This window comes from Microbacterium arborescens (assembly GCF_049707515.1).
GTDB lineage: Bacteria > Actinomycetota > Actinomycetes > Actinomycetales > Microbacteriaceae > Microbacterium > Microbacterium arborescens_B.
This window is the reverse complement of record NZ_JBNAFI010000002.1, coordinates 424566-448832: the sequence shown is the minus strand read 5'-3', so window position 1 is coordinate 448832 and position 24267 is coordinate 424566. Positions and strand designations below refer to the sequence as shown.

Genomic DNA, 24267 nt, shown 5'->3' with positions numbered 1-24267 from the left:
AGAACCTCGACGAAGCCCCGTCGCCCGCTCCTCGTGAGCCGGGCGGCGGGGCTTCGTCCATCCCGCCGTCTTGCTTTCGCCCGCGAACGCGGCGCATCCTGGTCGGGTGAATCTCTCCGACGTGCCCGGACCGTTCTTCCACGGGACGAAGGCCGCACTCCGGGTGGGCGATCTCCTGACTCCGGGATTCCCGTCGAACTACCGGCCCGAGATCACCATGAACCACGTGTACTTCACGGCGCTGAAGGACGGGGCCGGGCTCGCTGCGGACATCGCCCCCGTGGCGGGCGAACCGCGGGTCTACGTCGTCGAGCCCACCGGTGAGTTCGAGGACGACCCCAATGTCACCGACAAGAAGTTCCCCGGGAACCCGACGCGGTCCTATCGGTCCGCTTCCCCGCTGCGCGTCATCGCCGAGGTCACCGACTGGACGCGGCTCTCACCCGAGGCCCTGCAGACCTGGCGCGAACGGATCGCGCGGATGGCCCGCGAGCGCGCGGAGATCATCAACTGACCCGTCACTCCGCGAGGCGGACGACCTCCGCGATGACCCGCGGGTGCGCGAGGATGCGGAAGTGCCCACCGGTCTCGAGGCGGACGCTCCGCCCACCGTCGAGCTCACTGCCGCCCGGGATGTGCGGGTCGAACTCGCCGTAGACCGAGACGATCCGCTCGTTCGGCGCGAGCTCCCGGGCCAGCGCCTGAATGCCCGGCGCGTCGGGCGAGAAGGCCCGGAGCGCCGGAACGAGCATGAGTCGCCCGTACAGGGAACCGGCGAACGGGCTCGCCACAGCGACCATCCCCCGGATGCGGCTGCCGACGACGGCATCCGTCATCACCTGCTTGCCGACGAGACCCCCCTTGCTGTGCGCCACGATGACGACGTCGTCGAGGTCGTGCACCTGCAGGTACTCGGTCACGTGCCGTGCGGCGCGAGGCACCGGCCAGCGGTTTCGTCCGAGAGCTGCGATCACATGGACCGGGTGGCCTCGGCCGTGGAGTTCGGTGATGAGCGGCTGCATGAACCGCCACGTCTCGTAGATGCCGGGAAGCACGACGATGGGGGTGCCCGCCCCCGACGCGAAGTCGCCCGGATCGGTGCGCGAGAAGAACGCCCTGACCTGCCAGACCACCGCATACGTGTAGTCGGCGACCCACCATGTCGCGTTCCGGAGACCGTCGCGGATCACGTTTCGCTCCGTCCCATCGCCGCGGCCGTCAGCTCCAGAACGCCGCGCCCGACCGCCTCCGCCGCCGTGCGCTCGACATGGTGGCCCGCGCCCGGCACGACGAGGATGCCGCTGCCCGGCGCACGGGCGGCCAGACGGCCGAGCCACTCGTCGCTGGCGATCGGATCACGCCCGCCGCGCACGAGGAGCACCGGTACCGCGAGGCGGGCGATGCGCTCCTCGATGGGGTAGGTAAGCATGTGCCGCACTTGGGCGAAGAACCATCGCGGACCGGTGCGGAAGTAGTCGGCGGCGACACGGACGTTGACGCGAGGCGGCTCGCGCAGCCCGTCACGCGCCAGGGCGAGGGCCTGGGCCGCGGCACTTCGGTGGCGATCGTCCGCGACCGGGCCGACCAGGCCGACGCCGCTTGCCAGGCCGGGATGCCGCACTGCCGTCTCGACCACCCACTGAGCCCCCATCGAATGTCCGACGAGGACGGCAGAACCCACTCCCACCTGGCGGAGCACGTCGGCGAGCGCATCCGCCATCACCGCGATCGGCACGTCGCGTTTGGGCGCGGGCAGGCCGGCGAAGCCCGGCAGGTCGATGCTGTGGACGGTCGCAGACCGCGCGAGAGCCGGGTGCAGCCGGAGGTAGGAGCGATGCGACATCCCCACCCCGTGCACGAGCACCACGGTCGGAGCGGACGGTTCGGCGACGGAGCTCCAGACGCGGAACGACAGGTCCGCAGCGCTGGTGAGTCGTCGAGCGGTCCACTCGGTGCGGCCGGATCCGTGCAGCATCGAGGTCGTCATCACGGGGCCAGGCTAGGCGAGTCCGCCGGCAAGAGGAGGCGGCTTGACTTCGTGTCAACCACCGTGACCGCCGGCGAGCGTCGCGATGGACTGCTCTCATGACTGATGCATCCCGTGACCAGCAGCCCATCGCCGACCCGGCCGCTCAGAAGACCGGGCGCGACGACACGTCGATCGTGCCCGATCTCGACAGCGATCCCGTCGAAGCCGAGCAGGACCGGATCCCCGACGCGGAGTCGGGCCGGCACTGACCTCAGTGCGCTCCGGCGCCTCCGGCGTGCTGCGGCTCGCGGTGACGGAGGCGCCGGATCAGCGTGATCACGCCCACGATCACGAGCCCCACGATCAGACCGGCCACGGCGGAGACGGCGGTCTCGCCGATCCAGACGATGACCCCGCCCGCCGCTTCGAGCGCGTGCTCCACACCGTGCAGCAGATCGAGGGTGAAGGTCACGCCCACCTCGCCGAGGTTGGCGAGCACGAGGTGGCCGCCCACCCACAGCATCGCGACGGTCCCCACGACGCTGATGACGCGGAAGACTGCCGGCATCGACCGCACGATGCGCATGCCGGTGTGCCGCACACGCGACGACGGATTCTTGGCCATCCGCAGTCCGACGTCGTCGATCTTGACGAGGAGCGCGACGGCACCGTAGACGATCCCCGTCATCAGCAGGGCGATGACCGCGAGAACGGCGAGCGTCTGCCAGATGCCCATGTCCGCGTCGAGGTTCGACAGCGAGATGAGCATGATCTCGGCCGACAGGATGAGGTCGGTGCGCACAGCCCCGAGCACGAGCTTCTTCTCGTCGCGCGGGCCGTCGTCGCCGGCGTCGTGATGCACCCCGAACCACTCCAGCACCTTCTCCGCGCCCTCGTAGCAGAGGAACATGCCACCGAGGATGAGGAGGTAGGGCAGCACGGCGGGAGCGAACGCGGTCAGCAGCAGGGCGACCGGGATGATGATCAGGAACTTGTTCGCGATCGATCCCAGCGCGATCTTGCCCACGACCGGCAGTTCGCGGGCGGGAGTGATGCCCTGCACGTACTGCGGCGTGACGGCCGCATCGTCGATGACGACACCCGCGGACTTCGCCGAGGCGCGCAGAGCCGCGCTCAGGATGTCGTCGACGACAGCCAGCAGACCAACCGACATGTTTCCCCTTAGCCGTAGAAGAGCTTCTCGAAGACGCGGCGGGCTTGACGCGCCGCGCGCATCCAATCCTCCTCCACGATGGTCGCCGATCGTGCCGGGTACCCCAGCAGACGGCCGATTCCGTCGAGGCGCGTGCGATCGGTGGGCAGGACATCGCTGGTCTGCCCCGACAGAAGCGTGTTCGCCGAGCGGAGACGACTGGCCAACCGCCACGCGGCGGCGAGCTTGTCGGCAGCCTCCCCGGGGATCAGCTGAGCCTCGACCGCGGCCTGCAGGGCGCCGATCGTCGAGGTCGTCCGCAATCCGCCGACGCGGTGGCCGTGCTCGAGCTGGATCAACTGCACGAGCCATTCGACGTCGCTGAGTCCGCCCGGGCCGAGCTTGAGGTGCCTCGACCGATCCTGGCCCTGCGGCAGCCGCTCGCTCTCGACCCGAGCCTTGATGCGCCGGATCTCACGCAGCCCCTGCGGGTCCGGCGCGTCGGGGTACCGCAGATCGTCGGCGAGGGCGAGGAACCGGGTGATGAGCGTCACGCTTCCCGCCACGCCGCGGGCGCGCAGGAGCGCCTGCGCCTCCCACGACAGCGACCAGCGCCGGTAGTACTCGGCGTACGACTCGAGCGAGCGCACGAGCGGGCCGTTGCGCCCCTCCGGGCGCAGTCCCGCGTCGAGCTCGATCGGCAGGCGGTGGTCCTCGGAGTATCGGCGCACCCCCTGTACCAGCTGCAGCGCGAGCTCCTGGGCGCGCTGGGCGGGCACACCGCCGGACTCGTAGACGTAGATGATGTCGGCATCGGAGCCGAACCCGAGTTCAGCGCCACCGAAGCGGCCCATCGCGATGACGGAGAAGTCCAGGCGGTCGTCCTCGGGCGGAACGACCTCGCGCCGGACCGCGCGCAGCGTCGCCTGGATCGTCACCTCGGTGATCGTGGTCAACCCGTCGGCGAGCTCCTCGATCGAGAGATCACCGACCACCGCTGCCATCGCGAGGCGGAGCAGCTCGCGCCGACGCAGCGCCCGGACGGCCGACATGGCGTCGTCGATGGAGGCGTGCCGCGTCTGGATGGCGCGCGCCTCCTCCTGCAGCACGATGCCCGGACGCGGACGCAGCTGGCCGGGCGAGTCGAGCCAGGCGATCGACTCGGGGATCCATTCCATGAGCTCGCCGACGTAGCGCGAGCCGGAGAGAAGGCGGGTGAGACTCTCGGCGGCGCCCGACGAGTCCCGAAGCATGCGCAGGAACCACGGTGTGTCCCCGAGCCGCTCGCTGATGCGACGGAACGCCAGCAGCCCGTAGTCGGGATCGACGCCGTCGGCGAACCAGCGGATCATCACGGGCATGAGGTGACGCTGGATGACCGCCTTGCGGCTGAGACCGCTCGTCAGGGCGGCCATGTGACGCAGGGCGCCGGCGGGGTCGCGGAACCCGATCGCGGCGAGACGCGCCTTCGCCTGCTCGGGCGACAGGGTGTGCTCGTCAGCCGGGAGCGCGGCGACGGCCGAGAGCAGCGGCCGGTAGAACAGCCGCACGTGGATCTCGCGCACCTCGCGCTTGATCTCGTCCCAGACCGCGACGACGCGGTCACCGCCGTCACCGATGCGGGACGCGCGAGCGAGGGTGCGGAGCGCCGCCCCGTCCTCGGGCATCAGGTGGGTGCGCCGGAGCTCGCGCAGCTGCAAACGGTGCTCCATGACACGCAGCCGCCGGTAGTCGAGGGCGAAGCGCGCGGCATCCTCGCGCCCGATGTAACCCTCGGAGACCAGCGCGTCGAGGGCATCGAGGGTGGAGCGTTCGCGGATCCGCTCATCGGCAGCCCCGTGGACGAGCTGCAGCAGCTGCACCGTGAACTCGATGTCGCGGATGCCTCCGGGGCCGAGCTTGAGCTGGCGGGCGACCTCTGCGGGCGGGATGTGTTCGGTCACCCGCTCGCGCATCTTCTGCACGCTCTCGACGAAGTTGTCGCGCGCGGCGCTCGCCCAGACCTTCGGCTGCACCGCGTCGACATACTGCTCGCCCAGCTCGATGTCGCCGGCGAGGGGGCGCGCCTTCAGCAGCGCCTGGAACTCCCAGCTCTTCGCCCACCGGTCGTAGTAGGCGATGTGCGAGTCGAGCGTCCGGACCAGCGCTCCCTGCTTGCCCTCGGGCCGCAGGTTCGGATCGACCTCCCACAGGGGCGGCTCGATCTCGACCTCGGAGATCCCGCGCATCGTTTGGATCGCGAGTCGCGTCGCGATCTCGACCGCCTGCGCCTCGGTCACGACATCCTCGTCTGCGGACCCGCCGACGAAGATCACGTCGACATCGCTCACGTAGTTGAGCTCCCGCGCTCCGGCCTTTCCCATACCGATGACCGACAGCCGCGTCGCGGCGACGGCGTCGCGCTCGAAGCGTCCCGCTCCGGGCACTCCGGCGACGAGCCTCGCGCGGGCGACGGCGAGCGAGGCTTCCAGAGCAGCGCCCGCGGCGTCGGCGAGGGAGGCGGCGACCGCGTGCAGGATGAGAGCCGGGTCGGATGCCGTGAGGTCGAAGCGCGCGATGCGTGCCAGCATCCGCCGGTAGCGCACCCGCAGCGCGACCCATGCTTCGTCGCCCGAGTCGGCGGCGAAGCCGTCTCGCGCGCCGACGGACTCGAGCAGGGCGGCGCTCAACTCGTCCCGTGTCGGGAGACCTTCGCCCTCGGAGGCGAGATCGATGAGCTCGTCGGGGTGGCGGAGATAGAACTCAGCGAAGCCCCGCGACGCGCCGAGCACCGACCACACCGCATCCGGTCGACGCCCGAGGACGTCGGAGACGACGCCCGCGTCGCGGCGGGCGATCTGCAGCAGCGCCGCGACCGCCCCGTCGGGATCGGCGGCGAGCTCCGCCGAGGCGACGAGCTCGTCGCGATCGATGCCGGTCAGCTCGGCGAGCTCGCCGAGGTCGGCATCGGCTCGTCCGAGATCGTCGAAGCCCGCCCGGGCCAACCCCGTCAGCCCGATCGAACGAGGTGACCGGGTCATGGCCTCAGAGCATCTCCAGGTTGCTCTTGAGCTCGAACGGCGTCACCTGGGCGCGGTAGTTCTGCCACTCGCGACGCTTGTTGAGCAGCACGTAGTTGAACACCTGCTCCCCGAGCGTCTCGGCGACGAGCTCGGACTCCTCCATGTACTCCAGCGCATGGTCGAGGCTCGCCGGCAGCGGGGCGTAACCCAGCGCGCGCCGCTCGGCGTCCGTCAGCGACCAGACGTTGTCTTCGGCCTCGGAGGGCAGCTCGTAGCCCTCTTCGATGCCCTTGAGGCCGGCCGCGAGCAGCAGCGCGTAGGCGAGGTAGGGGTTCGCCGCCGAGTCGAGCGCGCGGTACTCGACCCGCGAGGACTGGCTCTTGTTCGGCTTGTACATCGGCACGCGCACGAGCGCGGAACGGTTGTTGTGGCCCCAGGTGATGAAGCTCGGCGCCTCGTCCCCGCCCCAGAGGCGCTTGTAGGAGTTGACGAACTGGTTCGTCACCGCCGAGATCTCGTTGGCATGCCGGAGCAGGCCCGCGATGAACTGGCGTCCCGTCTGCGAGAGCTGGTACTGCGCGCCCTCCTCGTAGAACGCGTTCACGTCGCCCTCGAAGAGCGACATGTGGGTGTGCATCCCGCTGCCCGGGCGGCCGCTGAGGGGCTTGGGCATGAAGGTCGCGTAGACCCCCTGCTCGATCGCGACCTCTTTGATGACGGTCCGGAAGGTCATGATGTTGTCGGCCGTCGCGAGCGCGTCGGCGTACCGCAGGTCGATCTCGTTCTGGCCGGGGCCGCCCTCGTGGTGGCTGTACTCGACCGAGATGCCGAGGTCTTCGAGCATCCGGACCGACCGACGACGGAAGTCGTGGGCCGTGCCACCGGGCACGTTGTCGAAGTAGCCCGCGGAGTCGACCGGCTCAGGGCCCTCCGGGCCGTACGACGACGACTTCAGCAGGTAGAACTCGATCTCGGGGTGCGTGTAGAACGTGAACCCGGCGTCGGCGGCCTTCGCGAGCGTGCGCTTGAGGACGTTGCGCGGGTCGGCGACCGCCGGCTGACCGTCGGGCGTCGTGATGTCGCAGAACATCCGAGCGGTCGGGTCGATCTCGCCGCGCCAGGGCAGGAGCTGGAAGGTCGTCGGATCAGGATGTGCGAGCAGATCCGATTCGTAGCTGCGGGTCAGGCCCTCGATGGCCGACCCGTCGAAGCCAAGGCCCTCGGCGAACGCCCCCTCGACCTCCGCCGGAGCGATGGCCACCGACTTCAGGGTGCCGATCACGTCGGTGAACCAGAGGCGGACGAACTTGACGCCGCGCTCCTCGATCGTTCGCAGTACGAAGTCCCGCTGCTTGTCCATCGCGTCCTCTCCGAGACAGGGTCGGATCCCAGACTACTGGCGGCGGCCGCCCTCCGACGGCGGCGTGCCCCAGTCGGCTTCGCGCGCTTCGTCCTCGCGCCACGCCTGCGCACGCTGAGCCATGATCTGCGGCGCTCGTGCGGCCTCCTCGGCGGAGACGAAGGGGCCCGCGCGGTCTGCACCCGGCGACTGCTTGCCGCGCTCGACCTCGTGAGTCGTGAGGTTGTACCAGTACTCGCCGACGCTCTCGGGCATGGTCGCTCCAGACTGCGCCGGCACCGGCGCTCAGCCCGAGCCTAATCCGCGGGGCCCGCGGTCGATAGGCTGGACGGCATGAGTGCGAGTGCGACGCGGGCCGTCGGGGTGGACATCGGGGGAACCGGCATCAAGGGGGCCGTCGTCGACCTCTCGACCGGCGAACTCCTGACCGACCGCATCAAGGTGGCGACGCCCAAGGGCGCTGAGCCCGCGGACGTCCTCGACGCGGTGAAGGTCGTCCTCGACCGCCTCGAGGTGGCCGACGCCGACGATGTGCCGCTCGGTGTCGCCTTCCCGGCGATCGTGAAGAACGGGCGCACCCTGTCGGCGGCGAACGTCGCGGACACCTGGATCGACTTCGAGGCCGAGAGCTTCTTCGAGAAGGGCCTCGGTCGCCAGATCCACTTCGCGAACGACGCCGACGTCGCCGGCGTCGCCGAGCTGCGCTACGGCGCCGCGCGCGAGCACGACGGACTCGTCATCCTCACGACCCTCGGCACCGGCATCGGGTCGGCCATGATCTACAACGGGGTCCTGATCCCCAACTCCGAACTCGGCCACGTCCACCGCGCGAAGCACGGGAAGGATGCCGAGGCTTGGGCCGCGTACTCCGCGATGGAGCGTGACGAGCTCGACTGGCCGGAGTGGGCGGAGCGCCTGCAGTGGTACTACAGCCACATCGAGTTCCTCTTCTCCCCCGACCTGTTCGTCGTGGGCGGCGGCGTCTCCAAGCACGCGGACAAGTTCCTGCCGCTGCTCGACCTGAAGACGCCCATCGTGCCCGCCGTGCACCGCAACAACGCGGGGATCATCGGCGCTGCGGCCCTCGCACTCGCCGGCGAACGCCCCGGCGTCCTGGACGCGACCACGGAAGACCTCGCCGGCACCACCGCGAACTGACACCGCGCGGCCGGGGGCGACGGGGCTCTGGCTTCGGGCGCACTTTCGCGGATCGTGCGCGCTTCAACCCGCGCGTGATGGGCGTATGTGCGCCTCACGCGAGGGGGCGGGGGCGAATGGGCCGGCCTGTACGCCGGGTTCTGTCCGGGGGCGTGAGCCCCGTGGACGGCCATCTCTCTCGGCGACACGTTGCCGTGCCGCTCCAGCGGTCTACCCGGGGACTCGGCGGACCGCGTCAACATCCCCTGTCTGACCTTGCTCCGGACGAGGTTTACCGTGCGAGTCGTGTCACCACGACCCCGGTGGTCTCTTACACCACCCTTTCACCCTTACCGGCGCGAACGCCGGCGGTCTGCTTTCTGTGGCACTGTCTCGCGGATCACTCCGGGTGGGTGTTACCCACCGTCCTGTCCTGTGGAGCCCGGACGTTCCTCGGTGCGGTTGCCCGCCACGCGACCGTCCAGCCGACCCATTCGCCCGACGAGTCTACCGGCGAGCAGGTCGGCCGCAGTCGTCACCCTTTCTCAGCGGATGCCGCGATGCGCACGTCCAGCAGGAAGTCGAGCGGGAACGAGCCGAACAGCAGGCGGCCGGCCGCATCCGCTGCCGCGCGCACGGCCTCGGCCGCCCGCTCGGCGTGCTCGTCCGGAGCGTGGACGATGATCTCGTCGTGCAGGAAGAACGCCAGGTGCGCCCGCCCCGTCACCGGGTGGTCGCCGACGGCGGGGAAGTCTGCAAGGCGCTGCCGAAGGTCGGCCAGCCACGAGAGCGCCCACTCGGCCGCCGTACCCTGGACGACGAAGTTGCGCGTGAAGCGACCCCGTTCGCGAGCCCGAGACCGTGCGAGTGATCGGACGGCGTCGGATGCCTCGGGTTCGGAGGCGTCCGCCTGCAGCTCGCGCCACGTGGGCGAGGGCTCCGGGCTGGTGCGGCCCAGCAGCGTCCGGACCGAACCGCCCTCCTCGCCCACGCGGGCGGCGTCGTCGACCAGTGCCATGGCCCGCGGATACGCGCGACGCAGCGATGGCACGAGGCGCCCGCTGTCGCCCGTGGTGGCCCCGTACATGGCGCCGAGGAGCGCCATCTTCGCCTCCTGCCGCGAGGGGACGGTGCCCCGCGCGACGATGCCCTCGTACAGGTCGCGCCCGCGCGCGGCATCCGCGAGCGCGAGGTCGCCGGCCATCGCCGCCAGGATGCGCGGCTCGAGCTGCGCGACGTCGGCGACGACGAGCCGCCAGCCCTCGTCCGCGCGGACGGCGGGGCGGAGCATCCGCGGCAGCTGCAGCGCTCCCCCGCCCGACGACGCCCAGCGGCCCGTGACCACGCCGCCCGGCACGTAGACCGGACGGAAGCGGTCGGCGGGTATCCACTCGTCCATCCAGGCCCACCCGTTGGCGCTGAGCAGCCGCATGGCCCGCTTGTACGCCAACAGCGGCTCGATGACCGGATGCTCGTGGCGCCGGAGCTCCCACTTGCCCGTCGACTCCACGAGCACGCCGACCCGGTGCAGCGAGCGCAGCAGACGCGGCTGCGAGTCGAGGCTCGCCGTCGGGTCGCCGAGCTCGGCGCGCACCTGTTCCGCGAGTTCACGTACCCGGCTCGGAAGCTCCCCGGGGCGCGGGCGCGGGCCGAGGGCGTCAGCCAGGATCGCGTCGTGAGCATCACGGCTCCACGGCACGCCTGCGGCGTGGAGCTCGACCGCGACGAGCGCACCGGCCGACTCCGCGGCCGTCAGCAGCCTGAGGCGACCGGGGTCGGCCGCGCCGGCGAGGGCATGGGACTGACGAGCGAACTCCGCCACGGTCGCGTCGAGGTCGTGCGGAATGGCGTCGGGCGCGGGCTCCAGCGCGAACAGGACGTCTCGCTCGGCGGAGGGATCTGCCGACGCTGCGTCCCAGGCGGTCGCCGCGCGCAGGTCGGCGGCATCGGCCACGAGAGAACTGTCGCGCAGGATCGCGTGGCACAGCCGCACATCGTGGCAGCGCGCCACTCGGACACCGGCCGCCAGGATGCCGTGGTACCAGGATGTCGTGTCCGACCAGATCCAGCGGGCCTCCGCATCCGCGGCCATTTCCGCCGGCAGATCAGCGGATGAGATGACGCGTCGATCGGTCATCGACCCCGCAGCATCCACGACCGCCACATCGACGGCTCCGTCACCGCGACGCCCGACCGCGCGCCAACGGGCGCGCGGCGTCGTCATCGACGGTTCACAGGCCGGATTCGTCGGTGCGGACCAGGACGCAGCCGCACTCGGGGCACGTGACGACGTCGTCGGCCGCCGCCTGGCCGATCGCCTGCAGATCGGTGCCCGAGAGCTCCATGTGGCATCCACCGCAGGTTCGCCGCTGCAGAAGACCCGCACCCGGCGTGCGCTGGGCGAGCGTCTCGTAGCGGGCGAGCAGATCGGCCGGCACGCGCGCAGCGACGGCGGCACGGTCGCGCGTCGCCGCATCGAGACGCGCCTGCGCCTCGGCGACCGCCGCCTTGCCTTCCGCGCTGAGCCGGCCGCCCTCGTCGTTGATCTCGGCGATCAGGCTCTGCTGAGCGGCGACGGCGGCGTCGGCGGCCTCGAGGCGCTCCATCGCCGCGAGCTGCCCGTCTTCGAGTTCGCTCTTGCGGCGCGCGAGCGACGCGATCTCGTGCTCGAGGCCCTGAGCGTCCTTCGGGTTCGAAGTGGCCGCGAGCCGGTCAGCGTCACGAGCCGCTCGCGCATCGACGACGGCGACGTCGGACGCGATGCGCCCCAGCTCGGCCTCGATGTCGTCGCGCTTGCCCAGGAGACCCGTGAGCTCGACCGACAGCTCCTGGCGGCGCGCCAGCAGCTCGTTCACACGTGCCGCCTGAGCCGGATTGCGCTTCGCGGCCTCCGCTGCGCGAGCCTGCGCGTCGAGGCGAGCGATGTCCAGCAGCAGCAGCTGATCGGCGGGGGTGGCTTTCATGTGGGCCCAGAGAGACTCGAACTCCCGACTCCCTCGGTGTAAACGAGGTGCTCTAACCAACTGAGCTATAGGCCCCTGGTCTCAGTCTACGAGAGCGCCGACCCCTCCGAGCGTGAGTAGGCTGTCGTGCGGTGCTTGTGCGCGCCCGACAACGCCCGCGCCCTGCCCGTGGTGATTACCTGGCACGATCTGCCATACGAGAAAGGTCGCCCGTGACTGTCAACGATCAAGACCCCTACTCCCAGGACGCCCTGGACAGCGACCCGGAAGAGACCGGTGAATGGCAGGAGTCGCTGCGCCAGCTGGTCGACGCGAAGGGCTCGGGTCGCGGTCGCGAGATCATGCTGAGCCTGTTGCAGGCCTCGCACGAGCTGCAGCTGAACGTCCCCCAGGTCCCGGTGACGGACTACATCAACACCATCGCTCCCGAGAACGAGCCGGAGTTCCCCGGCGACGAAGAGCTCGAGCGCCGCTACCGCCGCTGGATCCGCTGGAACGCCGCGGTCACGGTGCACCGCGCGCAGCGCCCCGGCATCGGCGTCGGCGGCCACATCTCCACCTACGCCTCCTCGGCCTCTCTCTACGAAGTCGGGTTCAACCACTTCTTCCGCGGCCCCGAGCACCCCTCGGGCGGCGACCAGATCTTCATCCAGGGCCACGCCTCCCCCGGTATCTACGCGCGCTCGTACCTCGAGGGCCGCCTCACCGAGGACCAGCTCGACGGCTTCCGCCAGGAGGCGTCGAAGGCACCCAACGGCATCCCGTCGTACCCGCACCCGCGCCTCATGCCGGACTACTGGCAGTTCCCGACGGTGTCGATGGGCCTCGGCCCGATCAACGCCATCTACCAGGCGATGAACAACAAGTACCTGACGAACCGCGGCATCAAGGACGTCTCCGACTCGCACGTCTGGGCGTTCCTCGGCGACGGCGAGATGGACGAGGTCGAGAGCCGCGGTCAGCTTCAGGTGGCGGCGAACGAGGGCCTCGACAACCTGACGTTCGTGATCAACTGCAACCTGCAGCGTCTCGACGGCCCGGTGCGCGGAAACGGCAAGATCGTCCAGGAGCTCGAGGCCTACTTCCGCGGTGCCGGCTGGAACGTCATCAAGGTCGTCTGGGGCCGTGGCTGGGACGAACTGCTCTCGCAGGACGACGAGGGAGCCCTCGTCCGCCTCATGAACACCACTCCCGACGGCGACTTCCAGACCTACCGCGCCGAGGACGGCGCCTTCATCCGCGAGCACTTCTTCGGGCGCGACGAGCGCACCGCGTCGCTCGTGAAGGACTGGTCCGACGATGAGATCTGGGGCAAGCTCCGCCGCGGCGGGCTCGACTACCAGAAGGTCTACGCCGCGTACAAGCAGGCGATGGAGCACAAGGGCCAGCCGACCGTCATCCTCGCGAAGACGATCAAGGGCTACGGTCTCGGTCACCACTTCGAGGGCCGCAACGCGACCCACCAGATGAAGAAGATGACGCTCGAGAACCTCAAGCAATTCCGCGACTCGATGCGCATCCCGATCACCGACGCGCAGCTGGAAGAGAACCCCTACCTGCCGCCGTACTACCACCCGGGCGCCGAAGACGAGACGATCCGCTACATGCTGGACCGTCGCCGCGAGCTGGGCGGCTTCCTGCCCCAGCGCCGGACGACCCACGCACCGGTCACGCTGCCCGGCGACGAGTCGTACGCCCTGCCGAAGAAGGGCTCCGGCACGCAGGAGATCGCCACCACGATGGCCTTCGTCCGGCTGCTCAAGGACCTGCTGCGCTCGAAGGACTTCGGTCACCGCATCGTGCCGATCATCCCCGACGAGGCGCGCACGTTCGGCATGGACGCGTACTTCCCGACGGCCAAGATCTACAACCCGCACGGCCAGAACTACACCTCGGTCGACCGCGAGCTGCTGCTGGCCTACAAGGAGAGCCCCCAGGGCCAGATCCTGCACGTCGGCATCAACGAGGCCGGTGCCGTCGCGGCGTTCACCGCCGTCGGCACCTCGTACGCCACGCACGGCGAGCCGCTCATCCCGGTGTACGTCTTCTACTCGATGTTCGGGTTCCAGCGCACCGGCGACGCGCAGTGGGCAGCGGGCGACCAGATGGCGCGCGGGTTCATCATGGGCGCCACCGCCGGTCGCACCACGCTGACCGGCGAGGGCCTCCAGCACGCCGACGGCCACTCGCACCTGCTCGCCTCGACGAACCCCGCCACCGTGTCGTACGACCCGGCATACGGGTACGAGATCGCGCACATCGTCCGCTCGGGCCTCGAGCGCATGTACGGCGGCGAGCACCCCGATCCCAACGTGATGTACTACATCACGCTCTACAACGAGCCGCTCGTGCAGCCGAAGGAGCCGGAGGACGTCGATGTCGACGGCATCGTCCGCGGCATCCACCGCGTGAGCGTCGGCGAGGGCGACGGTCCCCGCGCCCAGCTGCTCGCCTCGGGCGTCGGTGTGCCGTGGGCCTACGAGGCGCAGAAGCTGCTAAAGGACGACTGGGGCGTGATCGCCGATGTCTGGTCGGTCACGAGCTGGACGGAGCTGCGACGCGACGGCCTCGCCGTCGACGAGCACAACTTCCTGCACCCGACCGATGAGCCGCGCACGGCGTTCGTGACGCAGAAGCTCAACGACTCCGAGGGTCCGGTCGTCGCGGTGAGCGACTTCATGCACGCCGTGCAGGACCAGATCCGGCCGTGGGTTCCGCGCCGCTTCGCAACGCTGGGCGCCGAGGGCTTCGGCTTCTCCGACACCCGCCCCGCCGCACGTCGGTTCTTCAAGATCGACGGTCCGTCGATCGTCGTGCGGACGCTGCAGGCGCTCGCCGACGACGGCGTCGTCGACCGCGGTCTGTCGGCCCAGGCGATCGAGCGCTACCGCCTTCACGACGTGACGGCGGGCACGAGCGGGAACGCGGGCGGCGAGAGCTGACCCCTCGGTGACCGACGACAGTTCGAAGGCGGAGACACTCGCGTGGCTCCGCCGGATCTCGGGTGATCTGGCCACGGCCACGATCAATCGGCTCGAGGAGACGCTGCCCTGGTACGCCGAGATGCCGCCTGCGCGCCGGTCCTCCGTGGGACTGGTCGCGCAGGCGGGCATCACCTCGTTCATCCAGTGGTACGAGGATCCGAGCTCGACGCCGCGCATCGCGGCCGACATCTTCGCCGCCGCTCCGCGCGAGCTGCTGCGAAGCGTCAGCCTGACGCAGACGCTGCAGCTGGTGCGGGTGACCGTCGAGGTCACCGAGGAGCGGGTCGCGCACCGGGGCGACGACGTCCGCGAGGCGATCCTGAAGTACTCGCGGGATGTGGCGTTCGCCGCCGCCGACGTGTACGCGCGGGCCGCGGAAGCACGAGGGTTGTGGGATGCGCGCCTCGAGGCGCTCGTGGTCGACTCGATCCTCACGGGCGAGACGGATGAGGAGCTGCCGAGCCGCATCGCGGCCCTCGGCTGGCACGGCCACGGGGCCGTCGCCGTCCTGGTGGGCACCGCTCCCCCCCAGCTCGACGTCGATCAGCTGCGTCGCGCGGCGCGCAAGATGGGCGTGGACGTCCTCATCGGCGTGCAGGGGCTGCGACTCGTGCTCGTGATCGGCCGCGCCGATCTGCCGGGCCGGGTCGAGCCTGCTCCGGAGCTCACGTTCCTCGAGATCGCAGCGCGTCTCGAACCGGGCTTCGGCTCCGGATACCTCGTGCTGGGACCGACGGTGCCCGCTCTCGTCGACGCGAGTCAGAGCGCGCGCGCCGCCCTCGCCGGTTTCGCGGTCGCGGGTGCGTGGCGCCACGCGCCGCGCCCCGTCGAGGCCGACGATCTGCTTCCCGAGCGCGCTCTCGCCGGAGATCCCGTCGCCAAGGCCACCCTGGTCGAGCGCATCTACCGGCCGCTCCTCGCGCACTCGGCCGACCTCGTCGCGACCCTGTGGAGCTATCTCGACAACGGCCGGTCGCTCGAGGCGACCGCGCGGGAGCTCTTCGTGCACCCGAACACCGTGCGCTACCGGTTGAAGCGCGTGTCGGATGTCATCGGGTGGGACGCGACGGGCCCGCGCGAAGCGCTCATCCTGCAGACGGCCCTGATCCTCGGGTCGATCGGGAACGATCTGACGCGTCGCCGCACCCCCCAGTCGCGGCGGGGCTGACGGCGCTTCGAGCTCCCGCCGCCGCCATTCGACCCTGCAGCTGTACGGTCGACACAAAGGTTCGCCGGATTGTTGAGATGTTGCCGCCAGCGGGCGGACTACTGAACTTGGAAGGATGTAACAGTGATCATCGCCGTCTTCCCCGGGCAGGGGTCGCAGTCCCCCGGGTTCCTCACCCCGTGGCTCGAACTGGACGGAGCCCGCGAGCGCCTCGAGCAGTTCTCGGAGCTCGCTGAGGTCGACCTGGTCGCCGCGGGCACGGAGTGGGATGCCGACCGCATCCGCGACACCGCCGTGGCGCAGCCGCTCATCGTCGCGGCGAGTCTGCTCTCCTACGATGCGCTGACGCGCGAAGGCGCTCGTCCTTCGGGCGTCGCCGGTCACTCCGTGGGCGAAATCGCTGCGCTGTCGGCCGCGGGAGTGCTCGACGACACCGATGCGATGCGTCTGGTCGGACTCCGCGGCCGTGCCATGGCGGATGCCGCGACGCGCGAGCCGACCGGCATGAGCGCCGTTATCGGCGGAGACCAGGATGCCGTGGTCGCCCGACTCGCCGAACTCGACCTCACCCCCGCCAACTACAACGGCGGCGGTCAGATCGTCGCGGCGGGCGCGCTCGAGGCCCTCGCCGCGCTGGCGGCCGAGCCGGTTCCTGCGACGCGCGTCATCCCGCTGAAGGTCGCCGGCGCCTTCCACACGCGTTACATGGCACCCGCCGTCGAGACGCTCGCCGCGGCGGCTTCCGCCACCTCGGTGGGCGACCCGGCGCTGACGCTGTGGTCCAACCGCGACGGCGCCGTCGTCGCCGACGGGCGCGACGCGCTCGACCGGCTGGTCGCCCAGGTCGCCTCGCCGGTGCGGTGGGACCTGTGCATGGCCTCCTTCGCAGAACAGGGCGTCACCGGCATCATCGAGTTCGCTCCCGCCGGCACCCTCGTCGGCCTCGCCAAACGCGCACTGCGCGGCGTCCCCTCTGTCGCCGTCAAGACCCCCGACGACCTCGTCGCCGCATCCGCTCTCATCTCCGGAGGTGTCGCATGACCGCCGCCATTCGCCAGGCCACCGGCCCCGCGCACACCCGCATCTACGCGTACGGCGCCGCGCGCGGCGAGAACGCCGTGCCCAACGACGATCTCGTGGGTCCGATCAACTCGAGCGACGAGTGGATCCGCCAGCGCACGGGCATCGTCACGCGCGTGCGCGCCGACAAGGACACCACGGTCATCGACCTGGCCGCGGACGCCGTCGCCGAAGCCATCCAGCGCAGCGGGGTGCCGGCCGACCAGGTCGACGCAGTGATCGTCTCGACGATCTCGAACCCGAAGCAGACGCCGTCCGTCTCCGCGATCGTCGCACACCGCGTCGGGGCCAACCCGGCCGCGGCCTACGACGTCAACGCCGCGTGCGCCGGCTTCTCGTACGCCGTGACCCAGGCCGATGCGCTCGTGCGCGCGGGCTCGGCGCGCTATGTCGCGGTCGTCGGTGCGGAGAAGCTCAGCGACATCGTCGATCCGACCGACCGGACGATCTCGTTCCTGCTCGGAGACGGCGCCGGCGCCGCCATCATCGGCCCGAGCGACACCCCCGGCATCGGTCCGACGGTCTGGGGCTCGGACGGGTCGAAGGCCGACGCGGTCGGCATGAACCACACTCTCGCGGAGTTCCGCGACGGCACCGCGCCGTGGCCGACCCTGCGCCAGGAGGGCCCGACGGTGTTCCGCTGGGCGGTGTGGGAGATGGTGAAGGTCGCGCGACGCGCGATCGAGGAGGCCGGCATCCAGGCGACCGACCTCGCCGCGTTCATCCCCCACCAGGCCAACATGCGCATCATCGACGAGTTCGCCAAGCAGCTCGGTCTGCCCGAGACCGTCGCGATCGGTCGCGACATCGAGACCACCGGCAACACGTCGGCCGCATCGATCCCGCTCGCCACCCACCGCCTGCTCGAGGAGCAGCCCGAGCTGAGCGGCGGCCTGGCGCTTCAGATCGGCTTCGGCGCGGGGCTCGTCTTCGGCGCGCAGGTCGTCGTTCTTCCCTGATCGCGCGGGCCCCCGCACCTAGACTGAACAGCGGCCCGCGTCCGGGTCGGTCCAGAGATAACAAGGAGAAACCCCATGGCATTCAGCAACGACGAGGTCCTCGCAGGACTCGCCGAGCTCATCACCGACGAGACCGGCATCTCGGCCGACGAGGTCGCTGCGGAGAAGTCGTTCACCGACGATCTCGACATCGACTCCATCTCGATGATGACGATCGTCGTCAACGCCGAGGAGAAGTTCGGCGTCACCATTCCCGACGAAGAGGTCAAGAACCTCAAGACCGTCGGCGACGCCGTCACCTACATCACGTCCAACCAGGCGTAACCCGCACCGGCGGGGGCGCACGCCCCCGCCGGGGTTCCACCGAGGAGATCCATGAGCACCCCGCGTATCGTCGTCACCGGAATCGGAGCGTCATCGCCCCTGGGCGGCACCGCGCCCGAGAGCTGGGAGGGCCTGCTGGCCGGCCGTTCCGGCTCGCGCACCCTCGAGCACGAGTGGATCGAGAAGTACCAGATCCCGGTTCACTTCGCCGCCGAGGCGATCGTGCGGCCCGACACCGTGCTCGAGCGCCCCGTCGCCAAGCGTCTCGACCCCGCATCGCAGTTCGCGATGGTCGCGGCGATGGAGGCGTGGGCGGATGCCGGCAGTCCGGACGTCGACCCCGAGCGCTTGGGCGTCGACTTCGCCACCGGCATCGGCGGCGTGTGGACCCTGCTCGACGCATGGGACACCCTCCGCGAGAAGGGGCCACGTCGGGTCCTCCCGATGACCGTCCCGATGCTGATGCCCAACGCGGCGGCGGGCAACCTCTCGCTCCACTTCCGTGCCCGCGCTTTCGCCCGCACCGTGGCGAGCGCGTGCGCCTCGAGCACGGAGTCGATCGTCAACGCGATCGAGCACCTGCAGGACGGCCTCGCCGACATCGTGATCGCGGGCGGCACCGAATCGGCCATCCACCCCATCACGATGGCGTCGTTCGCTTCGATGCAGGCCCTGTCGCGTCGCAACGACGATCCCGCCACGGCCTCGCGCCCGACGAGCGTCGACCGCGACGGGTTCGTCATGGGTGAAGGCGCCGGTGTGCTCATCCTCGAGACGGAGGAGCACGCGAAGGCACGGGGCGCGAAGATCTACGCCTACGCGGTCGGAGGCGGCGTCACGGCCGACTCGTACCACATCACGGCCAACGACCCCGAGGGCGCGGGCGCGTCGCGCGCCGTCCGGGCAGCGCTCGAGCAGGCGGACGCCTCGCCCGACGACGTCGCCCACATCAACGCCCATGCGACGTCGACGCCGGTCGGCGACCCCAACGAGTACCAGGCGCTGCGCAGCGTGTTCGGCGACCGGGTCGATGAGATCCCGGTGTCGGCGACGAAGGCATCCACCGGTCACCTGCTGGGCGGGACCGGCGCGCTCGAGGCGATCTTCACGATCCTCGCGTTGCGCGAGCGCATCGCGCCGCCGACGATCAACATCTCCGAGCAGGACCCCGCCGTCCCGTTCCGGGTATCGGGCGAGACCCAGAGCCTCGGCAGCGGCGACCTGCTCGCGATCAGCAACTCGTTCGGCTTCGGCGGACACAACGCGGTCGTCGCGTTCCGCACGGCCTGACCGCCGACCGCTCGAACGCGCAGAGCCCCCGGGAACGAACTCCCGGGGGCTCTGCTCTTCCTTCGGGTCAGCCGGCCCGTACGTGCTCCCGTTCCCCGGGACTTCAGCACCGGGGCTCGGTACGGACGCACGGGCCGACTGAGGTCTGTGTTGGAGCGGGTCAGCCCACCTTGTGCAGCCACACGACGGCGGCGTCGTCGCTCGCGTGGCGGAAGGGCTCGAGCTCTTCGTCCCACGCCGCGCCCAGGGCGACATCCAGCTCGCGCTGCAGTTCGCGCACGTCTCCGGCCGCGATCTCGACGGCGTAGCGGATGCGATCCTCCCCGATCACGACGTTGCCGGAGGCATCCGTCTGGGCGTAGTGGATGCCGAGGCTCGGAGTGTGCATCCACCGGCCACCGTCACTGCGCGGGGTGGGATCCTCCGAGACCTCGAAGCGCAGGTGCTCCCAGCCGCGGATCGCGGTCGCGAGAGCTGCGCCGGTGCCGGCGGGCCCTTCCCAATAGAACTCGGCGCGGCGGCTGCCGTCGAGCACCGGCTGGTCATCCCAGTCGAAGTTGACCGCGCGGCCGAGCGCGCGTCCCGCCGCCCACTCGAGGTGCGGGCACAACGCGCGTGGCGCGGAGTGGATGAAGATCACTCCACGCGCCTGTGGTGTCGCCATGACTTCTCCGTTTCATCAGGTACGTCTTCCCCTACGACCTGTGACCGGATGCCGGCGGTGTGTTCGGTTGTCGCGTCGATTATCGCCTACGAAGCTGGAGAATCACAAGCGTGTCACGATTTCGTCGACGGGCCGCTGTCAAGCGCCTTTCCCGCAGCGGGCTGGACGCGCATCGTGGAACCCGACGAAAGGATGCAGGATGACCGACAGCACTCCCCACGACCGCCACGCCGACGACGCGCGCGCCGACGGCGGCGCACCGACGGATGCCGCCAGCGACGAGGTCAAGGCCGACGCGGCGCGCGCCGGAGCCGACCTCGAAAAGGGCGACGACAACACCGACTTCCCGCAGGATCCCGCGATCACGCACCCCTGACGGGCAACACCTCAGCGAAGCGAATGGCCGCCTACGGGCGGCCATTCGTGTGTAGGGCGGGTGGGACTTGAACCCACGATCGTCGGGTTATGAGCCCGCTGCCTTGACCAGCTTGGCCACCGCCCCCTGCGATGACGAGCCTATCGCGCGGGTCCCTGCGCCCGCGCGCGGGTCAGTCGTCGATCGTGCGTCCCTTGCTTCCTCGCGGAATCGGGAGCTGCTGACTGTCGAGCACGACCTGCGGGTGGTTGCGAGCAAGCGAGGTCACGCCGTAGACGGCGACCGCTCCGGCGATGGCGAATCCCACGAAAGCGGGCCAGGGTGCCGTCGCCGCCTCGCGGAGGATCACGATGCCGATGATGACCGCGACGATCGGATCGATCACGGTGAGGCCGGCGATGACGAGGTCGGGCGGACCGACGGAGTACGCCGTCTGCACGAAGTAGGCGCCGACCGCGGTTGCGGTGATGAGGCCGACGAGGCAGAGCAGCGTCAACCACTCGAAGTCGCCATTCTGGATGCGTGAGATGACGACCTTCGCGAGCGTCGCCACGAAGCCGTAGACGATGCCGGAGGCGGCGATGTAGAACAGCGGCTTGGCGCGCTTGCGCACCAGCATCCAGACGGCTCCCGAGATGACGAGGACTCCCGCGAGCAGCGCCAGGATGGTGATGAGCTGGGCCTGGTCGATCGGCTCTTCCGTCGCCACGAGGGCGGCTACCGTCACGAAGGCGAGGATGCCGCCGACGCACAGGATGATCGACCGCACCGAGCGCCCCGTCGGCTTGACGCCGGTGATGCGGGCGTTCAGGAGCGTCGTGATGACGAGGGAGATCGCACCGAGCGGCTGCACGAGGATGAGCGGGGCGAAGGTCAGCGCCGCCAGCTGGCAGACGATGGCGAGACCCAGCATGACGGTGCCCGCGACCCAGGACGGGCGCTTGAGCAGACTCATCAGCTGCGCACCGTTGAGACCGGCGCTTCCCGACGAGTTCGTCAGGCGTTCGACCTTCTGCACGCCGCGGTGCTGGTACAGAGCACCGAACGACATGAAGACGGCGCCGAGCAGCGCGAGGGGGATGCCGATGAGGATTCTCGGTTCGCGGAACACCCCGATCAGCTGATCGGTGACGTCATCGAGGCTCGCGACAAACGGAATCACCTCTCGACCATAACGGCGAAGCAGGCTCGATTAGGCTCGCAACGTGCCCGTTCTTCCGATTCGCATCATGGGCGACCCCGTGCTGCACGCCCCCGCCGAGCCCGTCACCGAGATCAACGACGAGGTCCGCCAGCTCATCGCCGACATGTACGAGACCATGGACGCCGCTCCCGGAGTCGGCCTGGCCGCCCCGCAGGTCGGCGTCGGCCTGCGGATCTTCGTCTACAACTACCAGGACGACGACGGGCTTCCGTGGCGCGGCGAGATCATCAACCCGGAGCTGTGGGTGCGCCCGCTCGAGCCCGGCAGCGCCGACCCCGACGAGGAGTCCGAGGGCTGCCTCTCCTTCCCCGGCGAGCGGTTCCCGCTGCGACGTTCCGACGAGGTGCTCGTGACAGGACTCGACCTCACCGGCGCCCCCGTCGAGATCCGCGTCGACGGCTGGCGGGCTCGCATCGTGCAGCACGAGTTCGATCACCTCGACGGCATCCTGTACATCGACCGCCTCGACGACTCGGACTGGAAGACCACGCAGAAGATCGCTCGCAAGCGCGGGTGGGGCCGGCCGGGCAACGCCTGGCTGCCGGGCGTCGACGACCTGGACGCCTGACCCGTGGACTCGGCCGCCGAACCGCGCGAGTACGATCTCGACGCGCTGCGTCAGCGCGTGCTCCTTGAGCGCGGCGGCGAACGGTCGTCGAGCATCCCTCAGCTCGCCGAAGCCGACCCCGACTTGTGCGCCATCGCGCTGGCTCTGCCCGATGGGACGGTCCATTCGTCTGCGGACGGCACGGTGCCCTTCAGTATCCAGTCGGCGGTCAAGCCGTTCCTGTTCGCCCTCGCTCTGGCCGACACCGACGGTGCCGCCCTCGACCGGGTCGGCATCGAGCCGACGGGCGAGGCGTTCGATGCGATCAAGCTCGAAAGCGACACGGGGCGACCGCCGAACCCGATGGTGAACGCCGGCGCCATCCTGACCTGCGCGCTCGTCGACGGCGACAGCCCCGACGCGCGATCCGAACGGATCCTCGCGGGCCTGTCGCGGTTCGCCGGGCGTCCGCTCGAGATCGACGAGGACGTCGCGCGCAGCGAGCACCTGCTGGGCGACCGCAATCACGCCCTGGCGCACCTCATGCGCGCCGAGGGAACGCTCACGTGCTCCGCCGACGACGCCGTGGCCGTATACGCCCGGGCGTGCGCCGTTCTCGTCGACGCGGAGGTCCTCGCCGTCATGGGGGCGACGCTCGCCCTCGGCGGTGTGAACCCGATCACGGGTGAGCGCGTCGTCTCAGCCGAGATAGCACGCGACACGGTGGCCGTGATGGCGACCTGCGGAGTGTACGACGGGTCGGGCCGGTGGATGCGCGCCGTCGGCATCCCCGCGAAGTCGAGCGTCTCGGGGGCCATCGTCATGTCGGCGCCGGGAGCCCTGGGCGCGGTCGTCATCAGCCCGCCCCTCGACGAGCAGGGCACGAGCGTCCGCGGCCGGATCGCCGCGGAGGTGCTGAGCGCAGACCTCGGACTGCACGTCTTCGGCTGAGCTGACGCGTCTCCCCGCTGGGCGAAGCGCCGGACAGCATGGCAGGGCCGCGAACTCCTCGCCGCACCGCGAAGTCCTCGCGGGGCCGAGCGCACCGGGAATGAGTAAAGGCCCGGGGTGGAAGCCCGGGCCTTCGGTGAGAGCCGCGGTAGATGACGCGGGTCTCTCGCTCCCCGGCTTGGACTCGAACCAAGAACCTATCGGTTAACAGCCGATTGCTCTGCCAATTGAGCTACCGAGGATCAGTCACCCGCTCGCGCTGGGCAACCCGTCTATATTAGCAAAGCTCGAGGGGTGCTCACGACACCGGCCGACCGCCGGGCGGGTCGGATGCTCACGACGCCCTCGAGCGCCCATCCGGAGTCCAGGCGACGTCGGATGCCGTCGCACCGTACCCCACCGGCCGCCCGCCGTGGAGGACGAGAGCCGCGGCATCCAGTTCCTCGGCGGTCTCGACGTCGTTGGTCGCGATGACGATCGCCATGCCGGTGTCGTCACGACGCGAGAGCAGCGCCTCGCGGGCCGCGATGCGCACCTCGATGTCGAGGTTGGCGTACGGGTCGTCGCCGACGAAGACCTTCGGGTCGAGCACCAGCGCCCGCGCGAGCGCCACGCGCTGCCGCATCCCGGCGCTGAGCTCGTAGGGGTACTGCGATGCCGCCCCGAGCGGGAGGTGGAGCTCGTCGAGGAGCGACGCGACGCGCAACGACAGCGCACGCTGACTGACACGACGATCTCGCGACGAGATGGGCTCGGCGATGACCTCGGCCACGGTGAGACGAGCCGGGAGCGACGCCCCGGCCGCTTGCGGCATGTAACCCGCGTAGTAGGTCAGCATGCGCCGAGTGCGCCCGCCCTTGCGCACGGAGAGACCCGCCACCTCGCCCGAGCCTCCGACCACCCCGACGTCGGGAGGCGCAGCGCCGGCGAGCACGGCGAGCAGGGTCGACTTCCCCGACCCGGTCGCCCCCATCACGGCGAGCGCCTCGCCCGCGTGCACCGTCGCGCTCACCCCTTCGACGACACGGTCCGCATCGCCCGTCCGAGCGATCGAGAGATCGTCGCAGCGCACCGCGATTTCCGCGTCGGGTCGTCGGGACATGCGGTTCATCCTGCCCGTTTCGCCGCCCGACCGC

The 24267-nt window shown here is 70.2% G+C and carries 23 protein-coding genes, 3 tRNA genes and 1 other RNA gene; 12 read left to right on the top strand and 15 right to left on the bottom strand.

The window, feature by feature from the left end; translation table 11 throughout:
- Positions 1-106: 106 nt before the first annotated feature.
- Positions 107-514, top strand: coding sequence for an NAD(+)--rifampin ADP-ribosyltransferase (arr, locus tag ACPYN5_RS06130; protein WP_424448092.1), 408 nt, complete (start codon positions 107-109; stop codon positions 512-514).
- Positions 515-518: 4 nt separating this feature from the next.
- On the opposite strand, the gene ACPYN5_RS06125 is transcribed toward arr, so the two are convergent.
- Both ACPYN5_RS06125 and ACPYN5_RS06120 read right to left on the bottom strand, forming a co-directional pair.
- Positions 519-1190, bottom strand: coding sequence for an esterase/lipase family protein (locus ACPYN5_RS06125; RefSeq protein WP_424448091.1), 672 nt, complete (start codon positions 1188-1190; stop codon positions 519-521).
- A complete protein-coding gene (locus ACPYN5_RS06120; RefSeq protein WP_424448247.1) occupies positions 1187-1987 on the bottom strand; it encodes an alpha/beta fold hydrolase in 801 nt (266 codons plus the stop codon). Before ACPYN5_RS06120 ends, ACPYN5_RS06125 begins: the two co-directional genes overlap by 4 nt.
- A 98-nt stretch (positions 1988-2085) precedes the next feature.
- Here ACPYN5_RS06120 and ACPYN5_RS06115 point away from each other — a divergent pair, with 98 nt between their 5' ends.
- Entirely contained in the window at positions 2086-2238 is a 153-nt protein-coding gene (locus tag ACPYN5_RS06115) for a hypothetical protein (RefSeq protein ID WP_424448090.1), read from the top strand.
- Between the two features lie 2 nt (positions 2239-2240).
- Here ACPYN5_RS06115 and ACPYN5_RS06110 read toward each other — a convergent pair whose 3' ends face one another.
- The 4 genes from ACPYN5_RS06110 to ACPYN5_RS06095 are packed head-to-tail and all read right to left on the bottom strand — an operon-like array spanning position 2241 to position 7739.
- Positions 2241-3143: a DUF808 domain-containing protein gene (locus ACPYN5_RS06110; RefSeq protein ID WP_424448089.1), complete on the bottom strand. Its 903-nt coding sequence runs from the start codon at positions 3141-3143 to the stop codon at positions 2241-2243.
- Between the two features lie 8 nt (positions 3144-3151).
- Positions 3152-6142 carry a bifunctional [glutamine synthetase] adenylyltransferase/[glutamine synthetase]-adenylyl-L-tyrosine phosphorylase gene (locus ACPYN5_RS06105; RefSeq protein ID WP_424448088.1) on the bottom strand — a complete coding sequence of 997 codons (2991 nt, stop codon included), beginning with the start codon at positions 6140-6142 and terminating at the stop codon, positions 3152-3154.
- Positions 6143-6146: 4 nt separating this feature from the next.
- Complete coding sequence (gene glnA / locus ACPYN5_RS06100) at positions 6147-7484, bottom strand: type I glutamate--ammonia ligase (RefSeq protein ID WP_424448087.1); 1338 nt, start codon at positions 7482-7484, stop codon at positions 6147-6149.
- A gap of 33 nt (positions 7485-7517) precedes the next feature.
- Positions 7518-7739 (bottom strand): SPOR domain-containing protein, encoded by a 222-nt coding sequence (locus ACPYN5_RS06095; protein WP_424448086.1) that lies wholly within the window; start codon positions 7737-7739, stop codon positions 7518-7520.
- Positions 7740-7817: 78 nt separating this feature from the next.
- Here ACPYN5_RS06095 and ppgK point away from each other — a divergent pair, with 78 nt between their 5' ends.
- On the top strand, positions 7818-8642 hold the full coding sequence (ppgK, locus tag ACPYN5_RS06090) for a polyphosphate--glucose phosphotransferase (protein WP_424448085.1): 825 nt from the start codon (positions 7818-7820) through the stop codon (positions 8640-8642).
- Positions 8643-8755: 113 nt separating this feature from the next.
- On the opposite strand, the gene rnpB is transcribed toward ppgK, so the two are convergent.
- From rnpB to ACPYN5_RS06070, 4 genes are all read right to left on the bottom strand, one after another.
- Positions 8756-9114: RNase P RNA component class A (gene rnpB / locus ACPYN5_RS06085), an RNA gene on the bottom strand.
- 42 nt (positions 9115-9156) lie between these two features.
- Positions 9157-10845 carry a bifunctional 3'-5' exonuclease/DNA polymerase gene (locus ACPYN5_RS06080; protein WP_424448084.1) on the bottom strand — a complete coding sequence of 563 codons (1689 nt, stop codon included), beginning with the start codon at positions 10843-10845 and terminating at the stop codon, positions 9157-9159.
- 7 nt (positions 10846-10852) lie between these two features.
- A complete protein-coding gene (locus tag ACPYN5_RS06075; protein ID WP_424448083.1) occupies positions 10853-11584 on the bottom strand; it encodes a zinc ribbon domain-containing protein in 732 nt (243 codons plus the stop codon).
- 1 nt (position 11585) lies between these two features.
- Positions 11586-11659: transfer RNA gene (locus ACPYN5_RS06070), tRNA-Val, on the bottom strand.
- Between the two features lie 137 nt (positions 11660-11796).
- On the opposite strand from ACPYN5_RS06070, the gene aceE reads away from it, so the two are divergent.
- The 6 genes from aceE to ACPYN5_RS06040 all read left to right on the top strand — a co-directional run bounded on the left by aceE (position 11797) and on the right by ACPYN5_RS06040 (position 19389).
- The gene (aceE, locus tag ACPYN5_RS06065) at positions 11797-14526 is read left to right on the top strand and encodes a pyruvate dehydrogenase (acetyl-transferring), homodimeric type (protein WP_424448082.1); all 2730 of its coding nucleotides are present in this window, start codon (positions 11797-11799) and stop codon (positions 14524-14526) included.
- Positions 14527-14533: 7 nt separating this feature from the next.
- Entirely contained in the window at positions 14534-15736 is a 1203-nt protein-coding gene (locus ACPYN5_RS06060; protein WP_424448081.1) for a PucR family transcriptional regulator, read from the top strand.
- Between the two features lie 123 nt (positions 15737-15859).
- Complete coding sequence (locus ACPYN5_RS06055) at positions 15860-16777, top strand: ACP S-malonyltransferase (protein ID WP_424448080.1); 918 nt, start codon at positions 15860-15862, stop codon at positions 16775-16777.
- Positions 16774-17775 (top strand): beta-ketoacyl-ACP synthase III, encoded by a 1002-nt coding sequence (locus tag ACPYN5_RS06050; RefSeq protein ID WP_424448079.1) that lies wholly within the window; start codon positions 16774-16776, stop codon positions 17773-17775. Before ACPYN5_RS06055 ends, ACPYN5_RS06050 begins: the two co-directional genes overlap by 4 nt.
- Before the next feature lie 75 nt (positions 17776-17850).
- Positions 17851-18099, top strand: coding sequence for an acyl carrier protein (locus ACPYN5_RS06045; RefSeq protein WP_424448078.1), 249 nt, complete (start codon positions 17851-17853; stop codon positions 18097-18099).
- A gap of 51 nt (positions 18100-18150) precedes the next feature.
- The gene (locus tag ACPYN5_RS06040) at positions 18151-19389 is read left to right on the top strand and encodes a beta-ketoacyl-[acyl-carrier-protein] synthase family protein (RefSeq protein WP_424448077.1); all 1239 of its coding nucleotides are present in this window, start codon (positions 18151-18153) and stop codon (positions 19387-19389) included.
- 160 nt (positions 19390-19549) lie between these two features.
- Here the strand turns inward: ACPYN5_RS06040 and ACPYN5_RS06035 are convergent, their stop codons facing one another.
- Complete coding sequence (locus tag ACPYN5_RS06035; protein ID WP_424448076.1) at positions 19550-20053, bottom strand: DUF3145 domain-containing protein; 504 nt, start codon at positions 20051-20053, stop codon at positions 19550-19552.
- Between the two features lie 199 nt (positions 20054-20252).
- On the opposite strand from ACPYN5_RS06035, the gene ACPYN5_RS06030 reads away from it, so the two are divergent.
- Entirely contained in the window at positions 20253-20429 is a 177-nt protein-coding gene (locus ACPYN5_RS06030; RefSeq protein ID WP_424448075.1) for a hypothetical protein, read from the top strand.
- 52 nt (positions 20430-20481) lie between these two features.
- Here the strand turns inward: ACPYN5_RS06030 and ACPYN5_RS06025 are convergent.
- Both ACPYN5_RS06025 and ACPYN5_RS06020 read right to left on the bottom strand, forming a co-directional pair.
- Positions 20482-20555: transfer RNA gene (locus ACPYN5_RS06025), tRNA-Ile, on the bottom strand.
- A 46-nt stretch (positions 20556-20601) separates the two neighbouring features.
- Entirely contained in the window at positions 20602-21591 is a 990-nt protein-coding gene (locus ACPYN5_RS06020; protein WP_424448074.1) for a DMT family transporter, read from the bottom strand.
- A gap of 43 nt (positions 21592-21634) precedes the next feature.
- Here ACPYN5_RS06020 and def point away from each other — a divergent pair, with 43 nt between their 5' ends.
- Entirely contained in the window at positions 21635-22201 is a 567-nt protein-coding gene (gene def / locus ACPYN5_RS06015; protein ID WP_424448073.1) for a peptide deformylase, read from the top strand.
- A gap of 3 nt (positions 22202-22204) precedes the next feature.
- Entirely contained in the window at positions 22205-23131 is a 927-nt protein-coding gene (gene glsA, locus ACPYN5_RS06010) for a glutaminase A (RefSeq protein WP_424448072.1), read from the top strand.
- 169 nt (positions 23132-23300) lie between these two features.
- On the opposite strand, the gene ACPYN5_RS06005 is transcribed toward glsA, so the two are convergent.
- Together ACPYN5_RS06005 and ACPYN5_RS06000 are read right to left on the bottom strand one after the other, a co-directional pair.
- A tRNA-Asn gene (locus ACPYN5_RS06005) sits at positions 23301-23373 on the bottom strand.
- A gap of 92 nt (positions 23374-23465) precedes the next feature.
- Complete coding sequence (locus ACPYN5_RS06000; protein ID WP_424448071.1) at positions 23466-24233, bottom strand: ATP-binding cassette domain-containing protein; 768 nt, start codon at positions 24231-24233, stop codon at positions 23466-23468.
- Between the last annotated feature and the right edge of the window lie 34 nt (positions 24234-24267).